We start from the raw sequence: 21,408 nt of genomic DNA, 5'->3' as shown, positions 1-21,408 counted from the left end.
TTCGTCCCGCCGGGCGGGCGCCGCCCCGACTGCCGGTGCCCGGTCCGCCGACGCCCGCTCCGGTGGATCTGCGGCCCGAGGATCGGCGCGTTCCCGGACCGCCACCGTCACGTCGTCAACCGCCACGGCCACGACCAGGACCGCAGCCGCCAAGGCCGCGGCGAAGTCGGTGTCCTCACGAACGACGGCCGCCGTGTCATCCGGCACGTCACCCGGTACCAAGTCCGTGGCCGCGAAAGCCGCCAAATCGGCGGCCACCAGGCCCGCGAAGTCCGTGACCGCGAAGTCCGTAACCGTGAAGCCGGTAGCCGCGAAGCCCGGGACCATGAAGCCCGTGACCGCGAAGACTTTGGCGGCGAAGTCCGAGGCTGCCAAGACGGTGACGGCCAAAACCGTGACCGCCAAGACGGGGCCGGCCAAGACGGTGGGCGGGAAATCGGTGACCTCGACGTCCGGCCCCGCGGAGCCGCCCTCGCCGAAGTCCAGCCCTTCCACTCCCGCCAAGTCCCTGTCCAGGCCGGACGCCGGAGGCCGGTCCGCAACCGGTGCCGGTTCAAGTCTTGGTGCGGGTGCGATCAAGCCGCCACCGAAGGCCGCTGCCAAGGCCGTGACCAGGCCTTCAGCGGCAGCGGCTCGTCCCGGCGCCGCGGGCAGGCCCCCGGCGAAGCAGCCGGGCACCACCGTCGAAGGTAAGACGAACACGCCGTCGGTGAGCCCCGTCAAGACGACGCTCAAGTCGTCAGCCGCTCCCTCGGCGCCGACGGCGGGTTCATCGGCCGCGGTGAAGTCGACATCGAGCCGGACCCCCACTTCGTCGAAGCCGACCGCCCGCAAGACGACCAGTTCCGCGAAGCCCGGCGCTTTCACCCCCGCCCGCCCCTCCGGCGAACCCGATGTCTCCGATTCGGCGGGGACCGTGGGCACACCGCCCGTCGGCACCGCCGGCACCTCGGGAACTATCGGCACCTCCGGAACTACCGGCGCCCTGGGAGCTTCTGGTACCTCGGGAGCTTCCGGCACCTTCGGAAGTGGTGGAGCCGCGAGGACCGCTGGAACGGCCGGTGTGGCGAACGGTCGCGGCGGCGCGCGGGAGACCGCCCGCGGTTCCGGTCCTGATCGGCCACGCCGCCGCTGGACCCGGCCCGCGGTGATCGATACCGGCATGATGCCGACGGAGTCCTTGATTCCCGAGACTCCGGCCGCTCTCGAGCAGCCTCCGCCGCCGCGTACCTCCCGCCCTCGCCGGAACATGACCCGCCCGGACTCGTCCACGACCCCGGGCCGGCCCGACACCCCGAACAGCGCCGACAGGAACCTCGCCGCGATCAGGCCCGGCACCTCGGACGAGGGTGCCGCAGCGCGCCAGACCGCTGCACCGGGCGGGACCGCTGCACAGGGCAGGACCGCTGCACAGGGCGGGACCGGTGCACCGGGCGGGACTGCCGCACCGCGCAGGACCACGGTCCGCCGGGAAAGGCCCGCAGCCTCACCCGAGACGTCGCACCGAGCCGTCGACCTGGCCGCCGAGCCCTGGGCTGCCGCCGGCATCCGCGCGGCCGCCGACCGTACCGCGGCCGGCCGCGCCACCGACCAGACCGCCGCGGAGAACGCCGTGGCAGCCCGAACCGCCACCGACCACATCGCGGCTGCGGGCGCCGCCGCGGCCCGTGCCGCAGCCGCCCATGCCGCAGCCCTCGAAACCGCGGCCTCGCGCACGGCAGCTGCCGAAGCCGCCGCGGCTCGAGCTGCCGCCACATCCGCCACCGGCCAGACAGCCGCGGGTCACCAGACATCCGCAGGTCACCAGACATCCGCAGGTCACCAGACATCCGTGGGTCAGCCTGCGCCCGCCAACGGTACCCAGCGCCTTTCACCGGGCGGCCCGCAATCGTCCCCGTCCGGACCCTTCGCGTCGCCGACTGCCGATCCTCCGGCCGCCGTTCCCTCCGTCGCGAATCCTCCGGCTCCGGCGAACGGCTACGCACCGCACAACGGCAACGCACCGCACAACGGCAACGCACCGCACAACGGCAACGGCAACGGACACACGAGCGCACCCGGGGCCCAGGCCATCCCGAACGCCGCGCCCGGGTCCGGCTTCGGCCCAGGTCCCGGCTTCGGCGCGAATGCCGGCCCGGGCGCCCCGAACTCCGTCCTGAACCCGAACTCCGTCCAGAACCCGAACGCCGCCTCGACCTCCGCCGCACGGAACGGCTCCCCCGGAAACCTGAACGGAAGGCCCACGAACGGCGCGTCCACGAACGGCGGACCCACGAACGGCGGACCCACGAACGGCGGATCTACGAACGGTGGGGGCGCGAACAACGGGTTTGCGAACGGCCATGCCGCCACCACTCGACCCGCCGATCCTGACGACGCGATTCTGGGGGCGGAGCCCGTACCCCTGTTGCCTGATCCGCCTGCCCGGCGCTCGCCGCACCCAGCCGGCACCCCCTTCGGGCCGCGCCCTCCGGCCGGTCCGCAGCATCCCTCGAACGGCAACCGCCCGCACTCCCTGACCCCACCGGATCCGATCGGCTGGGCCGCCGAACGTGCCGTGGAACCCGCCAACCCGCACACCGGACTTCCCGGCACCTCGTCCGGCGCTCCGTCCGCGCATCTTCCCGCCTGGCGGGTCGCGGATCCCACGTTGGAGGCCGACGCCCGCTATCCGCGGACCACGAACCGTCCCGCCACCGGCTTGCCGGACAGTGTCCGTCTGCCCGCCGAACTGCCGGACAACCTGTGGCCGCCGCCCGGTCTGCTGGAGTCCGCCCCGGTGGCCAACGTCGCCGCCCCGGAGGTCCTGCTGCCCGCTGTGGCCGCCGCGCCCGCACCCGTCGACGACACCGCCACCCGGGAGTCCCCGGCTGTCCCGTCCGAGTCGGGTGACGCCTTCCTGCGCACCGTGATGGCGAGTGCGGAGACGGAGAAGGCCGGCCCCAGCCCCCGGGTGCGCCGTCGCCGTCGTGGTGTCGCGGTCGCCTACGTGGTGGTGGTGACGGCACTGGTCCTGGTGGGCGCGCACCTGTTGCAGCAGCGGTCCCGGACGGTCGATCCGGTCCGGGACGCCGTCCCCGCGGTGGCCGAGCCCGAACAGAGAGAGCCCGAGCAGAAAGAGCCCGAGCAGAAAGAGCCCGAGCAGAACGAGCCTGACCAGAAGGAACTCGAACCCACGGAGCCCGCGGAAAAGCAGACGCCTACCGCGGAGCCCGAGACCCAGGGCAAGGCAGGGGATTTCCGGTACGCGAAGACCCGAGGCCCTGTCCTGGGTACCGGCGGACGCCTGCACCGTTTCCGGGTGGCCGTCGAGGAGACCCTGGCCGAGCCCGCCCCCCGGGAGTTCGCCGACGCCCTGGATCTGATTCTCGGCGACGACCGCAGCTGGGTCTCCGACGGCCGTCTCCGGATGCGCCGGGTCGCGACCGCCGCCGGCGCGGACTTCACCGTCTATCTGGCGTCCGCGCGTACGTCGGAGGTGATGTGCGCGACCGGCGGCCTGGAGACCGAGGGGTTCACGTCGTGCCGGCTCCCCGGGCAGGTGATCATCAACGCGGACCGGTGGGCCGGCGGGATCCCGGATTATGAGGGTGAGCTGGAGAAGTACCGGCGGTACGCGGTCAATCACGAGGTCGGCCACGAGCTGGGGCACGGTCACGAGACGTGTCCGGGCCGGGGTGAGCCGGCGCCGGTGATGATGCCGCAGACGTACGGCCTGCGCGGCTGCGTCCCGAACGAGTGGCCCTATCTGGACGGTGAACGGTACAGCGGTGAGCCGGCCTCCTGATTATTCCGCGATCCCGCATGTCGGGCCGTGTTCGACGTCATGGGCACATCCGCCGTGTACGAGCGACAATGGCAGGCGATCCTTACCTCCGAAACCACCGAAACCCGGGGAGTGAACTGTGGCTCTGCCCCCGCTCGTCGAGCCGGCCGCTGAGCTGAGCATCGATGAGATTCGTCGATACTCACGCCACCTGATCATCCCCGACGTCGGGATGGACGGGCAGAAACGGCTGAAGAACGCCAAGGTGCTCGCGGTCGGCGCGGGCGGTCTCGGCTCGCCGACGCTGCTCTATCTCGCCGCCGCGGGTGTGGGCACGCTCGGCATCATCGACTTCGACACCGTCGACGAGTCCAACCTGCAGCGTCAGATCATCCACGGCGTCTCCGACATCGGCACGCCCAAGGCGGAGTCGGCGGCGCGCAGCATCGCCGAGGTCAACCCGCTGGTGAACGTGGTCATCCACAACACCGCGCTGGACCGCGACAACGTCAAAGAGATCTTCAGCCAGTACGACCTGATCGTCGACGGCACCGACAACTTCGCGACGCGCTACATGGTCAACGACGCCGCGGTGCTGCTCGGCAAGCCGTATGTGTGGGGTTCGATCTACCGGTTCGACGGTCAGGCGTCGGTGTTCTGGGAGGAGCACGGTCCCTGCTACCGCTGCCTCTACCCGGAGCCCCCGCCGCCCGGCATGGTGCCGAGCTGCGCCGAGGGTGGTGTCCTCGGTGTGCTCTGCGCGTCGATCGGCTCGATCCAGGTCAACGAGGCCATCAAGCTGATCACCGGCATCGGTGAGCCGCTGGTCGGCCGTCTGATGGTCTACGACGCCCTGGAGATGGAATATCGCAAGATCAAGGTCCGGAAGGACCCGGCCTGCGTGCTCTGCGGGGACAACCCGACGCTGACCGATCTGATGGAGGACTACGACGACTTCTGCGGCGCGGTCTCGGTCGAGGCGCAGGAGGCGGCGACCGGTGCGACCATCACGGCCCGGGAGCTCAAGGACTGGCAGGACGCCGGCAAGGACATCTTCCTGGTCGACGTGCGCGAGCAGGCCGAGTGGGAGATCAACCGGATCCCGGGGGCGACGCTGATCCCCAAGGGCGACATCCTTTCGGGTACGGCGTTGTCGCAGTTCCCGCAGGACCGGCAGATCGTGCTGCACTGCAAGTCGGGTGTGCGGTCGGCGGAGGCGCTCGCGGCGCTGAAGGCGGCCGGGTTCAAGGACGCGGTGCATGTCCAGGGTGGCATCGTCTCCTGGGTCAACACGGTTGACCCGTCGCTTCCGTCGTACTGATGCTTGTCACTCTGGGGGGTCATGAAATTGACTCCTCAGAGTGATGACGGCACCACCGAAACGGACCATTGCGACAGAAGTCTTTTCGGTCCGGCGAAAGTCGGCGACGAACGGTAGCGTCGCAGCGTGGTCGATATTGACGCCGCGATCGGGTACGTGGTCGCTCACGGCGACCCGATCGAACGGGCCCGGTTGTCCTATCTCCGCACCGGTCAGCCCGCGCCCGACGACGTGGTCGACCGCATCGCCTCGGGGCAGATGCCGGAGGGCGGCTGGCCGGCCTCCGCCGAGGGTGCGGTGCCGTCCATCGATGCCACCTGTTTCCGGCTCAGCGAGCTGGACGATCTCGGTGGTCTGCGCGGTCCGGTGGTCGACCGGGCGCTCGCCTGGCTGACCGGCGCGCAGCGGGGTGACGGCACCTGGCAGGAGCATGAGGCGCTGGCCGGTGAGGCGCCACCGTGGGCGATGCCCGGTGATCCCGAGGCGACCCTCTACCTGACGTCGGTGGCCGGTTTCTGGCTGACGTCGGCGGCGGTCGAGGCCGACCCGCGCCAGACCCGCGCGCCCTACGGTGAGGCGCTGACCCGGGCGGCCGGCTGGGTGGTCTCGCAGGTGCGGCCGGACGGCACATGGCCGTCGTTCCTGGCGGCGGGCTGGCACGCGGCCGGTCTGCTCCATCAGCAGCAGTTCTTCTACGAGTCGGCCCGGGTGCAGCAGGTGCTCGGCGACCGGCTGCCGGACATGTCCCCGGCGGATGTGGCGTCGATGGCGGCCGCGTTGCGCCGGGTCAACCTGGGCGACGACTGGCTGTTGCAGAGCGCCCGGAAACGGCTGGCGGAGACGCAGCGCAGCGACGGTGCCTGGGACAGCAACGAAGGCCCGCTGTTCGACGTGAACATGACGCTCACGGCGTTGCGGGCTTGCAGGTAGAACGCAAGAGCTGCAACCGGAATGCACCCGAATTCCCTCCGAACGGTCACCGCATACCCACCTGTGGTCCGGCTATGTCCGGAATATTAGGACTATAGGGAAAGGTCAGTCTTTCTTCGCATACTGGGTGAGGCCCGAGCGTGGGCCTCCCTCAGGATTCCCGGCGAAAGAAACCCATGACCGAACTGGAAGTCTTGATTCCCGCGTTCAACGAAGAGCAGCGGCTGGAAGCGACGATCCGCGCCTGGGCGGACCATCTCGAGACGAGTCGCATCGACGCGGTCCTCCGCGTGATCGACAACGGCAGCAGCGATCGCACCGCGGAGATCGTCGATCAGTTCACCCGGCAGGGCGTACCGATCTCGGTGACCGGATGTGCCCGGCCCGGCAAGGGTGCGGCGGTGGCCCGTGGCGTCCTCACCACCACCGCCCGCTACGTCGGTTTCGCCGACGCGGACCTGGCCACCCCCACCGAGACCATCGACGCGGTACTGGCCGAACTGCGTACCGGAAGTCAGGTCGTGATCGGCTCCCGGCGCTGCGGCGGCGCCGAGTTCGTCTCCCGCCAGCCGTGGCCGCGGCGCATCGGCGGCGCCGGATTCCGGATGCTGGCCAAACGGCACGCCGGTCCGGTCGCCGACACCCAGTGCGGATTCAAGTTCTTCCACGCCGACGCCGCCCGGCAGGTGTTCGCCGATGTCCGTCTCGCCGGGTTCGCCTTCGACCTGGAGGTGGTGGCCCGCTCGTACGCCCTCGGCCTCTCCGTGGTCGAGATCCCGGTGTCCTGGCGTGACGAGGCCGGATCCTCGTTCCGGCTGATCTCCGACGGTCGTAAGGTCGCCACCGAGCTGTGGCGCCTGCACCGTGAGGTCCCGGCGGCGGTGCTCACCCGGTGAACGCCGCCACCGTCGCCGCGCTCGGCTGGCGCGGCCGTCACATCGTCATCTGCAACTGGCGCGACAGCGGACACCCGTCGGCCGGCGGCGCCGAACTCTACTGTGAGTCGGTCGCCACCGAACTGCACGAGGCGGGTGTCCGGGTCACCTACCTGACCGCCCGCGCCCCAGGTCAGGCGGCCGTCGAGCAGACCCACTACGGCACCGTGGTCCGGGTCGGCAGCACCTACACGGTGTACCCGCGGGCGCTGGCCTGGCTGGCCCGGCATCGTGCCGGCATCGACGGCATCATCGACTCGCAGAACGGCATCCCGTTCTTCACGCCGCTGGCGATCCGCCGGCGAACCCCGATCGCGCTGCTCATCCACCACGTGCACCAGGACCAGTTCGCGGTGCACTTCCCGGCGCCGGTCGCACGGATCGGCAGGTTCCTGGAGAACCAGGCCAGCCGCTGGGTGTACACCGCCCGCACGATGGCGGCGGTGTCCCCGTCGTCACGGGCCGAGATCCGCCGCCGGCTGTCCCTGCGCGGTGCGGTGCTGCTCGCCCCGTGCGGCCAGGACATGCCCGACCGGACCGACCGGCCGTCCGCGAACCCGCCCGGCCAGGACACGCCCGGCCGGACGCGTTCGGCGGCGGCGAACCCGCGGATCGTCGCGGTCGGCCGTCTGGTCCGGCAGAAGCGGGTCGACGTACTGCTCCGGGCGCTCCCGGCGGTCGCCGCGGCCGTCCCCGGCACCGAACTGCACATCGCCGGAGACGGTGAGGCCCTGCCCGAACTGCGGCAGCTCGCCGCCGACCTCGGGCTGGGCGACCGGGTGGTGTTCCACGGACGTGTCGACGACACCACCCGGGACGCGCTGGTCGGCTCCGCCTGGGTGACCGCCAGCGCCTCGATGGGTGAGGGCTGGGGACTGTCCGTCATGGAGGCCGCGGCCGCGGGCGTACCCGCGGTGGCGATCTCCGTGCCGGGACTGCGGGACACCATCCGGCCGGGCGAGACGGGCTGGCTCGTCCCATCCGTGGACGACCTGGCCGGTGGCCTCGTCGAGGCCCTCCGGACGCTGTCCGATCCGGCGGTCGCCGCCGAGTGGTCACGGCGCTGCACGACCTGGGCCGCCCGGTTCACCTGGACCGCGACCGCGGACCACCTGCTGTCGGCGCTGACCGCGGAACGCGATCGGCTGGTCCGCCGCGGCCGGGAACGCCGCCCGATCACCGACGCCGCCACCGTCGTCACCGTCCCGGCGACCGTGCCACCGGCCGACCTCGGGCTGCGGGTCACCGACCGGGTCGAGGTCGCCGAGGGGCAGACGAAGGTGCTGCTCTACGGCGCCGACGAACAGGATGGCAGGCGGGTCGTGGAACGTCTCGGACTGGCCCGGCGGGGCCCACGCGTGCGCCTCGCCCGCCATCAGGACCTTCTCGGCTGGCGCACCGGCGGACGGGGAGGCCTGTGAGAATCCTTCATCTGGCGTACGAGGACAAAGCCCAGCCCGGCTCCGGCGGCGGTTCGGTCCGGACCCACGAGATCAACCGCAGGCTGGCCGGACGCCACGACGTCACGGTCGTCACCGCCGGCTGGCCAGGGTGCCGGGACCGGGTCGAGGACGGCGTTCGCTACCTGCACGCCGGCTCGGGCCGGACCCGGGCGCGCGCCTTCTCGTACTTCGCCCGGCTGCCCGGCGTGCTGCGCCGCCACGACGCGGACCTGGTCATCGAGGACTTCGGTGCGCCGATCAGCACCATCGGCGTACCCCGGTTCACCGATGTCCCGGTGGTCGCCATGGTCCAGTGGATGTTCGCGGCCGAACTGGGGACGAAATACCGGATGCCGTTCCGGCGGGTGGAGAACTGGGGGCTGCGCCCGCACCGCCGGTTCATCGCGGTCTCCGACGATCTGGCCGGCCAGATCGCCGACCGGGTGCCGGGCGCGTCGGTCCAGGTCGTGCCGAACGGCGTCGACGACATCGCCTTCACCGTACGGTCGGACCGTGGGCGTTTCCTCGATCCGAGGGCGCCGCTCGTCTTCCTGGGCCGCTTCGACATCCTGCACAAGGGGCTCGACGTGCTGCTCGAGGCGATGACCCGGATCCCGGACCGGGAGCTGCTGATCGCCGGCGACGGCCCGGACCGGGCACGTCTGCGCCGGATGACCGAGCGTCTCGGCCTCGACGGCCGGGTCCGTTTCCTGGGCCGCGTCGAGGGCGTCGCCAAGTACGAGCTGCTCGCCTCCGCCGCGCTGGCGCTGATCCCGTCCCGGTTCGAGACGTTCGGCATGGTCGCCGTCGAGGCTGCCGCAGCCGGAACCCCGATCGTCGGTTCGGACATCCCCTGCCTGCGCGACGTCATCCCGGACACGGTCGGTGCGAAGGTGCCGGCGGGTGACCCGGTGGCCCTCGCCGAGCAGGTGAACCGTTCCCTGCGGGAGCCCGCACTCCTGGCCCGCCGGAGTGCGGCCGCCCGGGAGTACGCCCGCGGCTTCGACTGGACGGGCATCGCCGTCCGCCAGGAAGCCATCTACGAAGAGATCCTCGGGGCGACCCGCGGGACAGACGCAGAGACCCGCAGGAGCGCCGCGTGACCACTGAAACCCTCAACCGTGCCGACGAGACGACCCGGCGCCGCCCCGGCCCCCGGGCGACGACCGCGCTCACCGTCGTCGGACTGGCCGCCCTGACCCTGGTACTGCGCCTGATCGGTGTGCGGACCGCGTACGACGTCTTCGTCGACGAACCGTTCTACGTCTCGCTCGGGCGGTCCGTGGCGGACGGGCACCTGGTGCCGATCGGCTCCGGCACGCCGTTCCTGCTGCACCCGCCCGGTTTCTTCTGGCTGGAGGCGGCCTGGTCGGCGATCATGCCGTTCACCGGCGACGCCTTTTACGACATCCACAACGTGCGGATCCTGCAGGCGCTACTCGCGGCGGGTTCCGTGGCGCTGCTGTTCTTCCTGGTCCGGCGCCTGGCCGGCGCCCGGACCGCGATCATCGCCTCGGTGATCTTCAGCCTCGACCCGTACCTGCTCCAGCAGAACGGCCGCGTGATGCTGGAGACGACCACGCTGGCGTTCCTGCTCGGCGGCTTCCTGCTGATCACCCGGATCGCCCAGCACGCCACCGCGGCGCGGACCCGGGAGGCGATCCTCGCCGGTGCGCTGTTCGGTTGCGCGATCCTGACGAAGGACATCGCCCTCCTCGTCGTGGTGCTCCCGTTGGCCACGATCGCGGTGTCCGGCTGGTTCCGGATGCGGCGTGCGGCGATCGTCGCGGCCGGAACCGCGGTCGGCATGTATCTGGTCTACGTCCTCGTCCTGCTGGTCTCCGGGTACGGCAGCGCGTTCTGGACGGCGAAGACCGGCGGCCTGTCCCGGGCAGTCGGCACCGACGTCACCACCGGGTTCAGCGCCGCTGGTTCGCCGACCCTGACCGGGGCACTCTGGAGCCAGTCGTACCTGTTCTTCGGCAGCTACGCGATCGTGGCGCTGGGCTCGGTCGCCGGCCTGTGGCTGCTGATCCGCCCGCGGGTGGAGACCGACCGGATCGTCGGCCTGTTCACCGCCGCGTCCGGCGTCGTCCTCGGGTACGCCCTGGTCTTCGGCACCATCGAGGAGCAGTTCCTCTACTTCCTGTCGGTGCCGGCCATCGCCGCGCTCACCGTGTGCGCGGCCCGCCTGGTCGGCTCGGGACGCCGCCAGACGCAGGAGACCCGGTTCGTACTGGGCGCGCTGACCGCCCTGCTCCTCGTGCTGAACGTCTTCTCCTGGTCGTACATCCACGCCCACACCGACGACGGCCAGAAGCAGGCGCACCGCTGGCTGATGGCGAACGCCCCCGAGGGCTCGGGCGTCGCGTGGGTGGCCAGCCAGACCGAGATCAGCCTCCGCGGCACGACCTTCCGGACCGTCGAGCTCGGCACTCCCGAGGAGATGGCCGCCCAGCACATCACGTACGTGGTGCTGCTGGAGAAGGCGGTCGCCGAGGGCTACACCGACGTCTCGCCGGCGACCCTCAAGTGGTACGCCCAGCACTCCACCAAGGTGTTCTCCTACGTCGGACGGTCGCAGGGCGAGGTCTCGGTGTACCGGACCAACGACGCGAGCGCCTGGTGAGAGGTGGCGGCTGGCTGATCCTGGCGAGCTCGATCCTGATCGGTGCCCTGAACTACGGCTACACGGTGGCGATGGTCCACCTCCTGTCCCCGGGGGACTTCTCCCAGGTGGCAACGATCTCCTCGCTGCTGCTGGTGGTCGGGACCGCGGCCGCGGCGATGATGCCGCGGGTACTGGCCCGCCAGATCGCCAACGCCGGTGACGTGGCCGGGAGGCGACGGGCGGTCGGTTTCGCGCTGACCGCCTCGGTCTCGGCCGGTGCGGTCACCGCTCTGCTGCTCTGCCTGGCCGAGGCCGGGTACGCGAGTCCCACGCTGATGGCGGTCTCCGCGCTGACCAGTCTCGCGATCTTCGTGGCGGCCGCCGGCGCCGGATATCTGCAGGGCACCCGGCAGTTCCGGCGGCTGGCGGTCTTCCGGTCCGCCGAGGTGGTCGTGAAGGTGCTGTTGGGCGTGGGTGCGGTGGCGCTCACCCGGTCGCCGGAGGCGGGCATCGCCGGCTTCGCGGCCGGTTCGGTGTTCTGTGCCGGATGGGCGCTGTGGCTCATGCGGCACGATCTGGGCCTGCCCCGGCGCGGCACGTTCGGCGACCGGGAACTGTGGCGGCACACCGCCGGCATCGGGGCGGTCCAGTCGATGGCCACCCTGCTGCTGTCCCTGGACGTCGTCGTCCTGAGCCTGACCGTGGGCACCGGTTCGGAGGTGGCCGGTTACCAGGGCATGCTCATCCTGGGCCGGATCCCGCTGTACCTCTCCGTCGCCCTGGCCACGGTCACCTTCCCACGGCTGGCGGCGCGGGACGTCACCCCCGCCGAAGTCCGGCTGGTCGTCCGCCGGTCACTGACGACCTATCTCGTGCTCGGCTCGGTCATGGTCGGCGCGCTCGTGCTCGTACCCCGCAGGATCCTGTCGTTGATCCTGCCCGTCGCCTATCTGGACTCTCACATGCTGCTTCTGCCCCTGGCCCTCGGCGGTCTCGCCGCCGGCCTGCTGAATCTGGTGGCGACGTTCCACCAGGCGTCCGCCCGGTACCGTCCGGCAGCCCTGCTGCTCACCGGCGCCGTCGTCGTCGGCGGCGGCGTGCTGACGGCGGTCTCCGACGACCTCACCCTGGTCGCCTGGGCGACCACCGCGGTCCTGCTGCTCGCCTCCCTCGCCGGCCTCGCGCTGCTGCCCCGGGGGAAGGACGAGTGGCGGGCGGGCGCCACCGACCCGGCCGACGTCCTGGGCCGGGCGGTCCGGCACGCCACCCGTCGCCGTGGTGGCCGCCCGGCCCGGATGGTGCTGCTCGGCAACTACGGCAACGGCAACACCGGCGACGAGTCGATCCTGTCCGGCCTGCTCAGCCTGACCGACGCCCCGGACACGATCACCGTGGTCAGCCGTAACCCGGAGCAACTCGCCCGTCTGCACGGCGTCGACGCCGCGCCGACCGTCTCGGGCCGGAGCCTGCGCGCGTTCCTGACCGCCGACGCCGTCGGCATCGGCGGCGGCGGCATGTTCGGCCATGGCCTGCCGCCGCTGGTCCGGGTGCTGCCGTGGGTGGCGGTCGCCGCCCGCCTGCTCGGCAAGGAGGTGTACTTCCTCAGCCTCGGCGCCTACCGGACCACACCGGCGAACACCAGGATTCCGCTGCAGCTCGCCGCTCGCCTGGCCACCGCGATCACGGTCCGGGATCCGGAGTCGCGGGCCACGATGAGCGGCGGGATCAGCCGACGCGAGGTGTACGTGGTGCCCGACCCGTCGACGATGGTGCCGCCCGCCGCGGAGGCCCGGGTACGCGAGCTGACCGGCGAGACCGGCCGACCGTTGCTGATCAGCGTGAAGGCGATGCCGGACCTGGTCGAGCTGGACCGTCTGCTGGCCGAGGTCGGCCGTGCCGTCGCCGGCTGGGCGGCGACCCACGACAATCCGATCTATGTGGTCTCGATGTCCACGGCCGGCGATTACGGCCTCGGGACGGACTTCTCCGACGCCCGTCTCGGCGAGCGGCTGATCGAGCACGGCGGGCTGGCCGGCCGGGTCCGTGTTCTCGGACCCGACCTGCACCCGTCACTGGCGAAGGGCCTGCACGCCCGGGCGGCCGGTGTGATCGCGATGCGCCTGCATTCGCAGATCTTCGCCACCTCGACCGGCGCGCCGTTGCTCGGCCTGTCGTTCGAGCCGAAGAGTCGGCTCTGGCTGGCCGAGAACGGCGGCGACGAACTGGACACCGGCGCGGTCACCGAGGCCGCGGTCCGGGGCTGGCTGCACAGCCTGGAACCGGCCGAGGTACGGGGCTGACCAGGCTCAGCGGGTGTGCCCGTTGCCGGTCACGACGTACTTCGTCGAGGTCAGCTCGGGCAGCCCCATCGGCCCGCGGGCGTGCAGTTTCTGCGTGCTGATGCCGATCTCCGCCCCGAACCCGAACTCACCCCCGTCGGTGAACCGGGTCGACGCGTTCACCATCACCGCGGCCGCGTCCACCCGGGCCGTGAACCGGCGCGTCGCGGTCGTCGACTCGCTCACGATGGCCTCGGTGTGGCCGGTGCCGTACCGGCGGATGTGGTCGAGGGCGTCGTCCAGGGAGTCGACGACCGACACCGCGATGTCCGCGGACAGGTACTCGGTCTCCCAGTCCTCCGTCGTGGCCGGGACCACCGAGTCGCTGTAGCCGGCCACCCGGGCGTCGCCGTGCACGGTCACGCCCTTGACCTCGAGCTCCTCCAGGACCAGCGGCAGGAACGCGTCGGCGACCTCGGCGTGCACCAGCAGCGTCTCGGCGGTGTTGCAGGTGGACAGGCGCTGCGTCTTCGAGTTCAGCGTCACGGCCAGCGCCTTCTCCAGGTCGGCGGCGGCGTCGACGTAGACGTGACAGTTGCCCACCCCGGTCTCGATCACCGGAACCGTGGACTGCTCCACCACCGTCTTGATCAGGGAGGCACCGCCGCGCGGGATCAGCACGTCGACCAGGCCGCGCGCCCGCATCAGCTCCTTCACCGAGTCGCGGGTGGTGGCGTCCAGCAGCTGGATGGTGTTCACCGGCAGGCCGGCGTCGGCGACCGCCTTGCGCAGCACCGAGACGATCGCGGCGTTCGACGAGAAGGCCGAACCGGAACCGCGCAGCAGCGCCGCGTTGCCGGACTTGAGGCAGATGCCGGCGGCGTCCGCGGTCACGTTCGGCCGGCCCTCGTAGATGATGCCGACCACGCCGAACGGCACCCGGACCTGCCGCAGCTCCAGACCGTTGGCCAGGGTGGAGCCGCGCACCACGTCACCGACCGGGTCGGGCAGGGCGGCCAGCTGCCGCAGGCCGTCGGCCATCGCGACGATCCGCTCCGCGGTCAGCGCCAGCCGGTCGATCATCGCCTCGCTCTGGCCGTCCTCGCGGGCCTTGGCGATGTCCACCGCGTTCGCGGTGACGATGTCGTCGGACCGTTCGATCAGGCGGTCGGCCATCAGCAGCAGGGCGACGTCCTTCTCGGCGCGGGTGGCTCCGGCGAGGTCGATGGCGGCGACCCGGGCCGCGGACGCCTGCTCCAGCACGCTCATGGTTGACCTTCCAGATCTCAGAGAAGCACCAGGTCGTCCCGGTGGACGACCTCTCGTTCATATCCCGGCCCGAGGGATGCGGCCAACTCCGGCGTGGACCGTCCGAGCAGCGCGGGCAACTCCACCGCGTCGTAGTTGACCAGCCCGCGGGCCACCGGCGTGCCGGAATCCGCGTCGATCAGGTCGACCGGGTCACCCGCCGCGAACGAACCGTCCACCGCGGTGATCCCGGCCGGCAGCAGCGACTTGCGCCGGGCGACCACCGCCGCGACCGCGCCCGGGTCCAGGTGCAGGCGACCGCGCGGGGTGGTGGCGTGGGCCAGCCAGAACAGCCGTGCCGCGGGACGGCTCGACGCCGCCTGGAAGAGCGTGCCGACCTCCTCGCCACCCAGCGCCGCCTCGGCCAGCGGCGCGGCGGTCAGCACCACCGGGATGCCGAAACCGGTGGCGATCCGGGCCGCCTCGACCTTGGTCACCATGCCGCCGGTGCCGACGCCGGACCTGCCGGCCGCGCCGATCGCGACACCGGCCAGGTCGGTGTCGCCCGCGACCAGCGGGATCCGCCGGGACGCCGGGTCGGCCGGGCTGCCGGTGTAGAGCGCATCCACATCGGAGAGCAGCAGCAGCAGGTCGGCGTCGGCCAGCGCGGCCACCAGGGCGGCCAGCCGGTCGTTGTCGCCGAACCGGATCTCCTCGGTGGCGACCGTGTCGTTCTCGTTGACGATCGGCAGCGCGCCGAGGTCGAGCAGCTTGCGCAGGGTCTGATAGGCGTTGCGGTAGTGCGATCGCCGGGTCACGTCGTCCACGGTGAGCAGCACCTGGCCGACGGTCAGGCCGTGCCGGGCGAACCCCGCGGTGTAGCGCGCGATGAGCAGCCCCTGGCCCACCGAGGCGGCGGCCTGCTGGGTGGCCAGGTCGTGCGGCCGGCGGCGCAGATGCAGCGGGGCCAGGCCGGCGGCGATGGCGCCGCTGGAGACCAGGACCACCTCCCGGCCGTCGGCCGACAGCTTGCCCAGCACGTCGACCAGGGCGTCGACCCGTTGCTCGTCGATGCCACCCTCGGCGGTGGTCAGTGAGGACGACCCCACCTTCACCACGATCCGGCGCGCGCCGGTCACCACTTCCCGCACCAGGCCCATTGTGCTCGGCCGGGTACCGTCGATCCGCGTCAGATCCCATATCGTGGCGGGTGATGACACCTCAGGAGTACGTCGAAGAGGTCCTCAGCCTGGTCGAGCGGATCCCGGAGGGCCGGGTGACGTCCTACGGCGCGATCGCGGACGCCCTGACGGACCGGTCCGGCCGCAACTCACCCCGGCAGATCGGCGGCATCATGTCCCGGCACGGCGGTGGTGTGCCCTGGCACCGGGTGGTCAACAGTTCCGGGGGGCTTCCGCCCGGCCACGAGCAGGAGGCCCGCGCCAGGCTGCTCGCCGAGGGCGTACCGATGCGCGGTGAGCGCGTCGTGATGACCAAGGCCTTCTGGACACCCGTCATCTAGTACGCCTGGCGTCAGCCCACCAGGCCCGCGAGCCGCCCCGCCCCGCGCATCTGGAACTCGAAGAAGCCCCGCCGGTCCCCGTCGACCGAGTGGTTGAGCTGGCCGAACAGTTCCGAGCTGATGGCGCCGCAGAGGTGGAAGAACCCGCTGATCGTGGCGCCGACGACCCAGCCGGGCAGCCCGGGGTAGTACGTGGCCGCGAGTTCGGTCAGCTCGTCCGCGTACCCGCCGGTGGTCGTCGTCGCCGGCTCGGTCAGTTGCCCGGCGTGGTACGCCTCGGCCAGCGTCGCCCCGAGCAGGAGCAGCACCCGGGTCGCCGGGACCACGGTGTTCTGCGGCGCCTGATATCCCGGCACCGGGCTGCCGTAGATCAGCGCCCATTCGTGCGGGTGCTCCAGCGCCCAGTCGCGGACCGCGTGTCCCGCCGCGAGCCATTTCGCCAGTGGGGTCGCACCCCGTCCCGCGGCCTGTTCGGCCCGCTCACCGACCGCGTCGTACGCATCGATGATCAGTGCCGTGAGCAGCTCGTCCCGGCTGGCGAAGTAGCGGTAGACCGCCGAGGACGCCATCGCGAGATCCCGGGCGACGGCCCGCAGTGACAGGTTCGCCCCGTCGGTGGCCAGGTGCCGTCGAGCCACCGTCTTGATCTCTTCGGTCATCTCGGCCCGGACGCGGGCCCGCAGGTTGGCGGCGCTCATGGCGCCCAGTGTGCCACAACGAGAGCAGTGCTCTTGCTTTTCGGTCGGCCCCTGTGGGACTGTTGTTCTCAACAGAGAGCACTGCTCGCAAAGGAGATCACCATGCCCCAGCATCTCGTCATCGGTTCCGGCCCGATCGGCTCCGCGGTCGCCGGCCGCCTCGCCGACCGCGGGGAGAGCGTCCGGGTCGTCACCCGCAGCGGCAGCGGCCCCGACCACCCGCTGATCGAACGCGTCGCCGCCGACGCCGCCGACCGGGCCCGCCTCACCGACCTGGCCCGCGGCGCCGAGGTGGTCTACAACTGCGCCAACCCGAAATACACCGAGTGGGCAAAGCTCTGGTTCCCGATGAACGACGCGATGATCGCCGCGGCCCGCTCCGCCGGCGCCGTCTACGCCATCACCGGCAACCTCTACGGCTACGGCCCGCAGCCCGGCGGCCTGATGACCGAGACCAGCCCGCTCGCCGCCACCGGCCGCAAGGGCCGCATCCGGATCAAGATGTGGCAGGACGCCCTGGCCAGTGGCGTCCGCACCGTCGAGGCGCGGGCCTCCGACTACGTGGGCGGCGGCGCCAACAGCGTCTTCTCCGCGGTGATCCTGCCCGCCCTGCTCAAGGGCAGCAGCTCCGCGATGGCCCCGGCCGACGTCGACCTGCCGCACAGCTTCACCTACACCGGCGACATGGCGCAGACCCTGATCACCCTGGCCGCCGACGACCGGGCCTGGGGCAAGGCCTGGCACGTGCCGTCAGTCGCCCCGCTCACCATCCGCGAGCTGACCGACCGCTACTGCGCCCTGGCCGGCGTGGCCCCGCTGACCCTGCACAGACTTCCGCGCTTCGTGATGCGCACCGCGGGCCTGGCCGTCCCGATGGCCCACGAGCTGGCCGAGATGGACTACCAGTTCTACGCCCCGTTCATCCTCGACGCGTCCCTGACCGAGCGCACCTTCGGCCTCACCGCCACCCCGCTCGACGTGGCCCTCCGCGAGATCGCCGACAACGCCGCCGCCACCGCCGCCCGCACCATGTGACCCGCTGCTATCCGCGCTGTTCCGGTCAGACGGTGAAGAGATGCAGTTTCACGCCGAGGGAATCGGCGAGGCGGTGGAGATCGCCGGGATCACTGGTCACCACGGCGGCCTGATACTGCACGGCGGTGGTGACGACGATCGCGTCCACGACGTCGGCGGTCCCCGCGGCGCCACAGGCCACCCCAGCGGCCCGGCCCGTCCGCTCGTCGTCCGGCCGGATGTCGCAGCCCTTCAGGACCCGGGAGATCTGATGCTGTGGGCCGCCGCGCCAGGCCTGCGCCAGAACCACGACCGGCACGATCGGCCGGAGGTGAGCGATGGTCAGTTCATCGTGCAGGGCGAGAAAGTCCGGATTGCGTCGTTCGGCGGCGAGCAACGCTCCGGTGTCGTAGACGACGGCACGCATCAGCTCGCGGTCTGCCACGGTTCGTCATCGAGCAGCCCGGCCTCGCTGAGAAAGTTCCGGGCCCGCCGTCGCGATTCCTCCGGCAACTTTCCGTGCTCGTCCTCGTACTCCGCGATCAGTTCCCGGGCGGCGGCACGAGCCGCCGCATGCAATGCTGCGACTTGGGCCTTCTCCACGGCGGCCTCGGCCAGCCATGCGGACACCGGTTTACCTTCCCCGGCGGCCGCCGCCTTGATCGTCTCTTCGACCTCGGGCGGCACCGAGATCGACAGCTTTCGCGCGCTCATAATCCCCACCATAACTCTGGTAGGAACGCGTTCCTACCACCTTATGGGTGAAGGAGAAGGCCCACACCGCCGCGGCGAGGGTCGCCGGCGGCGCCCGCCAGGCCCACCGCGGAGACGCCGCCGAAGTAGTGGTTGGCGTCCGGCCACTGGACCACCTGCCAGCCGGCCCCGCGCAGCTCCGCCAACTCCGCCGGGGCGTACCCGGCCTCCGCGTGCACCGTCTCCTCCACCACGTGGAACCGGGGGCGGCCCACCGCCTCCGGCACGCTCAACCCGTCCACCAGCACGCCCAGCAGCGTGTCCACCAGGGCGGTCCGGATCCGCGACGCGCCCGCCGAGCCGGCCGCCACCACCAGGTCACCGGTCGGCCCGACCACCACGAGCGGGCACATGTACGACGCCATCCGCCGCCCCGGCACCAGTTCCTCGGTGAGCAGTTCGCCCTCGCCGAGCATCGAGTTCAGGTTGATGCCCAGTCCCGGCAGCCAGATCCCCGCGCCCAGCCCCAACGTCGTGGTGATCACGCACGCGTTGCCGTCGGCGTCGACCACCGACACGTTGGTGGTGTCGCCGACCCGCTGCGCCCCGGTGTTGCGCAGCGCCGACGCCACCCCGGGCGCCCGGCCCGGCCGGGACAGGTCGGCCGGCAGCGCCCCGATCGTGTCGACGGTCCGGTTCAGGTCGTGCCGGGCGAGAACCCGGTGCCCGGCGAGCATCGCGCAGTCCACCACCGTCGACTCCACCCGGTATCCGGCCAGGTCGGCCGGCCCGATCGTGCCGCCCGCCGCCTGGACCGTGTCGACGAGCAGCGCGGCGTACGGCCCGGTGTAGAAGATCTCCGGGCCGTCGGTGGCCAGCACGTCCATCGCCGTCGCGAGCCCCGGGTGGAACAGCAGCTCGTCGCCTTGGAGCAGTCGCCCGCCCGGCTGGTACAGCGCTGCCCCCTCACCCCACGCCAGCGCCGGCGCACACGATGCGAGGCTGCGTGCGTGGGCCGCCGGCAGCAGCACCCCGGTCCGGGCCAGTCCCGCCGCCGGCGCCACCACGTCCCGCCAGGGGAGCCGCCCCCACCGCCGGTGCACCTCACCGAGGCCGGCCGGCACGCCGGGAACCGCCACGCTGGCCCCGCCGATCGAGTACGCCTGCGGCAGCCCGCCGAAGAACACGTCGATGGTGACCATCGGTTCGGCCTTGCGGTCGCCGTCGAGGCCGGGCACCGCGACGAAGAAGTCGAGGCAGGTGACCTCGCCGGTGGCCGCGTCGAAGTAGGTGGCGAAGCCGCCACCGCCGAGCCCGGTGTAGACGGTCTCGGCGACGCAACAGGCCAGCACGGAGGCGACCGCGGCGTCGGCCGCGCTGCCCCCGGCTTCCAGAATGCGTATCCCGGTGCGTGTGGTCGCCGGATGACTGGCGGCGACGCCGGCCGCAACGCTTGTCATGCGGCGAGCGTAGGCGGCGAGGGCCGATCATGGTTACGATGCGCGTCGATGAAGAGGGGTCGTCCCTCTCCCGTGGTACCTCGCCCGGGTGCACTTCTCCGCGGCGTTTTGGCTGGATATGCCGCTGGCTGCGGGCTCGCGGAGTGTCCGGCGCAGTGCCCGGTTTGCTGTTTCTGCCATATCCGGCCGACACGCACGGTATCGCCGCCGAACTCCCAACGCTGATGTGATGACGCCATGATTGCGTCATATGATGGCGGAGTGCTGTTTCCGGTGCCTGCCCTGTCCGGCAAGGACGAGGCCGTCCTCACCGGCATCGAGCAGATGCGCCGGGACCTGCGCCACGTGTTGCAGTCCCGCCCCGCGAAATGGGCTCTCGGCCTGCGCAAGTTCCTGACCGCCGACGCCGTGGCCGCGTCCAACGCGATCGAGGGTTTCCGGGTCTCGACCATCGACGTCCAGGACCTGATCGACGGCGAGAAGGACGTCGAGGTCTCCGATGAGAACCGCGAAGAGACCCTCGCCTACCAGCGGATGATGACCTATGTCCAGACGCTGCACGACGTCACCGATTTCGCGTACAGCAAAGGACTGGTCAACGCGCGTACGCCGATGACGCTGAGCATGCCCTACCCCGATGCAGTAGGTTGACGCCGTGGCCGGTCTGCCAGGAGTACTCGGGGAACCCATCCGGTTCGTGCTGAACTGGGGGCGCCGCTACTCCCTCTGGGTGTTCAATTTCGGGCTGGCCTGCTGCGCGATCGAGTTCATCGCGTCCAGCATGAGCCGGCACGACTTCATGCGCCTGGGTGTCATCCCGTTTGCGCACGGCCCGCGCCAGGCCGACCTCATGGTGGTGTCCGGCACGGTCACCGACAAGATGGCGCCGGCGATCAAGCGGCTCTACGACCAGATGCCCGAGCCGAAGTACGTGATCTCGTTCGGTTCCTGCTCGAACAGCGGCGGACCCTACTGGGATTCGTATTCGGTCACCAAGGGCGTCGACCAGATCATCCCGGTGGATGTGTACGTGCCCGGCTGCCCGCCGCGGCCGGAGGCGCTGCTGCACGGCATCCTGCGCCTGCAGGAGAAGATCGCCGCCGAGCAGTCCGGCCCCGGTGGGGTGCACCGGCCGGACCCGCTGGCGGCCCGCGACGTCGCGTCGCTGACCGCCCCGATCGTGGCCCCACCCGGCGCCTAGACACCTTTCGCAGTCAGTGTCTGCCTCCGTGGTGATTTCGGGCGCTCAGCACGCCCGAATTCACCACACCCACAACAGCGTGGTGATTTCGGGCGTCCAGCGCGCCCGTATTCACCACGCCCCCAGGGGTGTGGTGAATTGGGGCGTCCAGCGCGCCCGTAATCACCACACCACCACCGGTGTGGTGAATTGGGGCGTCCAGCGCGCCCGAAATCACCACGCGGACGGGCTTCGCACCCTGACCACGAAACATGTCTAGTGTCCTGCGTCTGAAGTTCCCCGATTATT

At 71.3% G+C, this 21,408-nt stretch carries 19 protein-coding genes; 12 read left to right on the top strand and 7 right to left on the bottom strand.

What is annotated here, in order from left to right:
- Window positions 1-1,486: 1,486 nt before the first annotated feature.
- Window positions 1,487-1,786 (bottom strand): hypothetical protein, encoded by a 300-nt coding sequence (locus tag WH85_RS47495; RefSeq protein WP_052720881.1) that lies wholly within the window; start codon window positions 1,784-1,786, stop codon window positions 1,487-1,489.
- Between the two features lie 771 nt (window positions 1,787-2,557).
- Between WH85_RS47495 and WH85_RS29165 the strand changes: the two genes are divergently transcribed.
- The 8 genes from WH85_RS29165 (at window position 2,558) to WH85_RS29130 (ending at window position 13,305) form a co-directional block, all read left to right on the top strand.
- Entirely contained in the window at window positions 2,558-3,787 is a 1,230-nt protein-coding gene (locus tag WH85_RS29165) for a DUF3152 domain-containing protein (protein WP_052720880.1), read from the top strand.
- A gap of 118 nt (window positions 3,788-3,905) precedes the next feature.
- Window positions 3,906-5,087, top strand: coding sequence for an adenylyltransferase/sulfurtransferase MoeZ (gene moeZ / locus WH85_RS29160; protein WP_045745233.1), 1,182 nt, complete (start codon window positions 3,906-3,908; stop codon window positions 5,085-5,087).
- A gap of 126 nt (window positions 5,088-5,213) precedes the next feature.
- Window positions 5,214-6,017 (top strand): prenyltransferase/squalene oxidase repeat-containing protein, encoded by an 804-nt coding sequence (locus WH85_RS29155; protein WP_045745232.1) that lies wholly within the window; start codon window positions 5,214-5,216, stop codon window positions 6,015-6,017.
- Window positions 6,018-6,193: 176 nt separating this feature from the next.
- The gene (locus tag WH85_RS29150) at window positions 6,194-6,913 is read left to right on the top strand and encodes a glycosyltransferase (RefSeq protein ID WP_045745231.1); all 720 of its coding nucleotides are present in this window, start codon (window positions 6,194-6,196) and stop codon (window positions 6,911-6,913) included.
- A complete protein-coding gene (locus WH85_RS29145) occupies window positions 6,910-8,373 on the top strand; it encodes a glycosyltransferase family 4 protein (protein ID WP_045745230.1) in 1,464 nt (487 codons plus the stop codon). The genes WH85_RS29150 and WH85_RS29145 overlap by 4 nt, the downstream gene beginning before the upstream one ends.
- A complete protein-coding gene (locus WH85_RS29140) occupies window positions 8,370-9,497 on the top strand; it encodes a glycosyltransferase family 4 protein (RefSeq protein ID WP_045745229.1) in 1,128 nt (375 codons plus the stop codon). The genes WH85_RS29145 and WH85_RS29140 overlap by 4 nt, the downstream gene beginning before the upstream one ends.
- Entirely contained in the window at window positions 9,494-11,023 is a 1,530-nt protein-coding gene (locus tag WH85_RS29135; RefSeq protein WP_045745228.1) for a phospholipid carrier-dependent glycosyltransferase, read from the top strand. Before WH85_RS29140 ends, WH85_RS29135 begins: the two co-directional genes overlap by 4 nt.
- Complete coding sequence (locus WH85_RS29130) at window positions 11,020-13,305, top strand: polysaccharide pyruvyl transferase family protein (protein WP_045745227.1); 2,286 nt, start codon at window positions 11,020-11,022, stop codon at window positions 13,303-13,305. Before WH85_RS29135 ends, WH85_RS29130 begins: the two co-directional genes overlap by 4 nt.
- 6 nt (window positions 13,306-13,311) lie before the next feature.
- Here the strand turns inward: WH85_RS29130 and WH85_RS29125 are convergent, their stop codons facing one another.
- Both WH85_RS29125 and proB read right to left on the bottom strand, forming a co-directional pair.
- Complete coding sequence (locus tag WH85_RS29125) at window positions 13,312-14,553, bottom strand: glutamate-5-semialdehyde dehydrogenase (RefSeq protein WP_045745226.1); 1,242 nt, start codon at window positions 14,551-14,553, stop codon at window positions 13,312-13,314.
- A gap of 17 nt (window positions 14,554-14,570) precedes the next feature.
- Window positions 14,571-15,683, bottom strand: coding sequence for a glutamate 5-kinase (gene proB, locus WH85_RS29120; RefSeq protein WP_211275477.1), 1,113 nt, complete (start codon window positions 15,681-15,683; stop codon window positions 14,571-14,573).
- A gap of 62 nt (window positions 15,684-15,745) precedes the next feature.
- Here proB and WH85_RS29115 point away from each other — a divergent pair, with 62 nt between their 5' ends.
- A complete protein-coding gene (locus WH85_RS29115; protein ID WP_045745224.1) occupies window positions 15,746-16,054 on the top strand; it encodes an MGMT family protein in 309 nt (102 codons plus the stop codon).
- Window positions 16,055-16,065: 11 nt separating this feature from the next.
- Here WH85_RS29115 and WH85_RS29110 read toward each other — a convergent pair whose 3' ends face one another.
- The gene (locus tag WH85_RS29110; RefSeq protein WP_045745223.1) at window positions 16,066-16,752 is read right to left on the bottom strand and encodes a TetR/AcrR family transcriptional regulator; all 687 of its coding nucleotides are present in this window, start codon (window positions 16,750-16,752) and stop codon (window positions 16,066-16,068) included.
- A 102-nt stretch (window positions 16,753-16,854) separates the two neighbouring features.
- Here WH85_RS29110 and WH85_RS29105 point away from each other — a divergent pair, with 102 nt between their 5' ends.
- Entirely contained in the window at window positions 16,855-17,787 is a 933-nt protein-coding gene (locus tag WH85_RS29105) for an NAD-dependent epimerase/dehydratase family protein (RefSeq protein ID WP_045745222.1), read from the top strand.
- A gap of 25 nt (window positions 17,788-17,812) precedes the next feature.
- Here the strand turns inward: WH85_RS29105 and WH85_RS29100 are convergent, their stop codons facing one another.
- Genes WH85_RS29100 through WH85_RS29090 form a run of 3 tightly spaced genes read right to left on the bottom strand, consistent with a single transcriptional unit; the run spans window position 17,813 to window position 19,919 of the window.
- Window positions 17,813-18,211, bottom strand: a complete 399-nt coding sequence (locus tag WH85_RS29100) for a hypothetical protein (RefSeq protein WP_211275476.1) — start codon at window positions 18,209-18,211, stop codon at window positions 17,813-17,815.
- On the bottom strand, window positions 18,193-18,480 hold the full coding sequence (locus WH85_RS29095; RefSeq protein WP_045745221.1) for a type II toxin -antitoxin system TacA 1-like antitoxin: 288 nt from the start codon (window positions 18,478-18,480) through the stop codon (window positions 18,193-18,195). Before WH85_RS29095 ends, WH85_RS29100 begins: the two co-directional genes overlap by 19 nt.
- Before the next feature lie 41 nt (window positions 18,481-18,521).
- A complete protein-coding gene (locus WH85_RS29090) occupies window positions 18,522-19,919 on the bottom strand; it encodes a gamma-glutamyltransferase (protein WP_045745220.1) in 1,398 nt (465 codons plus the stop codon).
- Between the two features lie 261 nt (window positions 19,920-20,180).
- Between WH85_RS29090 and WH85_RS29085 the strand changes: the two genes are divergently transcribed.
- Both WH85_RS29085 and WH85_RS29080 read left to right on the top strand, forming a co-directional pair.
- Window positions 20,181-20,570, top strand: coding sequence for a hypothetical protein (locus WH85_RS29085; RefSeq protein ID WP_052720879.1), 390 nt, complete (start codon window positions 20,181-20,183; stop codon window positions 20,568-20,570).
- 4 nt (window positions 20,571-20,574) lie between these two features.
- The gene (locus tag WH85_RS29080) at window positions 20,575-21,120 is read left to right on the top strand and encodes an NADH-quinone oxidoreductase subunit B (RefSeq protein WP_211275475.1); all 546 of its coding nucleotides are present in this window, start codon (window positions 20,575-20,577) and stop codon (window positions 21,118-21,120) included.
- Window positions 21,121-21,408: the final 288 nt, after the last annotated feature.

Origin of the sequence: Actinoplanes rectilineatus (assembly GCF_000962825.1) — a bacterium.
Taxonomy (GTDB): Bacteria; Actinomycetota; Actinomycetes; order Mycobacteriales; family Micromonosporaceae; genus Actinoplanes; species Actinoplanes rectilineatus.
This window is presented reverse-complemented; position numbering and strand designations above follow the sequence as displayed.

What these genes read in the sequence shown, in the direction of transcription:
- WH85_RS29150 (WP_045745231.1), top strand. Translation starts at nt 6,194, where the DNA reads ATGACCGAACTGGAAGTCTTGATTCCCGCGTTCAACGAAGAGCAGCGG.
- WH85_RS29125 (WP_045745226.1), bottom strand. Translation starts at nt 14,553, where the DNA reads ATGAGCGTGCTGGAGCAGGCGTCCGCGGCCCGGGTCGCCGCCATCGAC.
- WH85_RS29115 (WP_045745224.1), top strand. Translation starts at nt 15,746, where the DNA reads ATGACACCTCAGGAGTACGTCGAAGAGGTCCTCAGCCTGGTCGAGCGG.
- WH85_RS29110 (WP_045745223.1), bottom strand. Translation starts at nt 16,752, where the DNA reads ATGAGCGCCGCCAACCTGCGGGCCCGCGTCCGGGCCGAGATGACCGAA.
- WH85_RS29105 (WP_045745222.1), top strand. Translation starts at nt 16,855, where the DNA reads ATGCCCCAGCATCTCGTCATCGGTTCCGGCCCGATCGGCTCCGCGGTC.
- WH85_RS29095 (WP_045745221.1), bottom strand. Translation starts at nt 18,480, where the DNA reads ATGAGCGCGCGAAAGCTGTCGATCTCGGTGCCGCCCGAGGTCGAAGAG.
- WH85_RS29090 (WP_045745220.1), bottom strand. Translation starts at nt 19,919, where the DNA reads ATGACAAGCGTTGCGGCCGGCGTCGCCGCCAGTCATCCGGCGACCACA.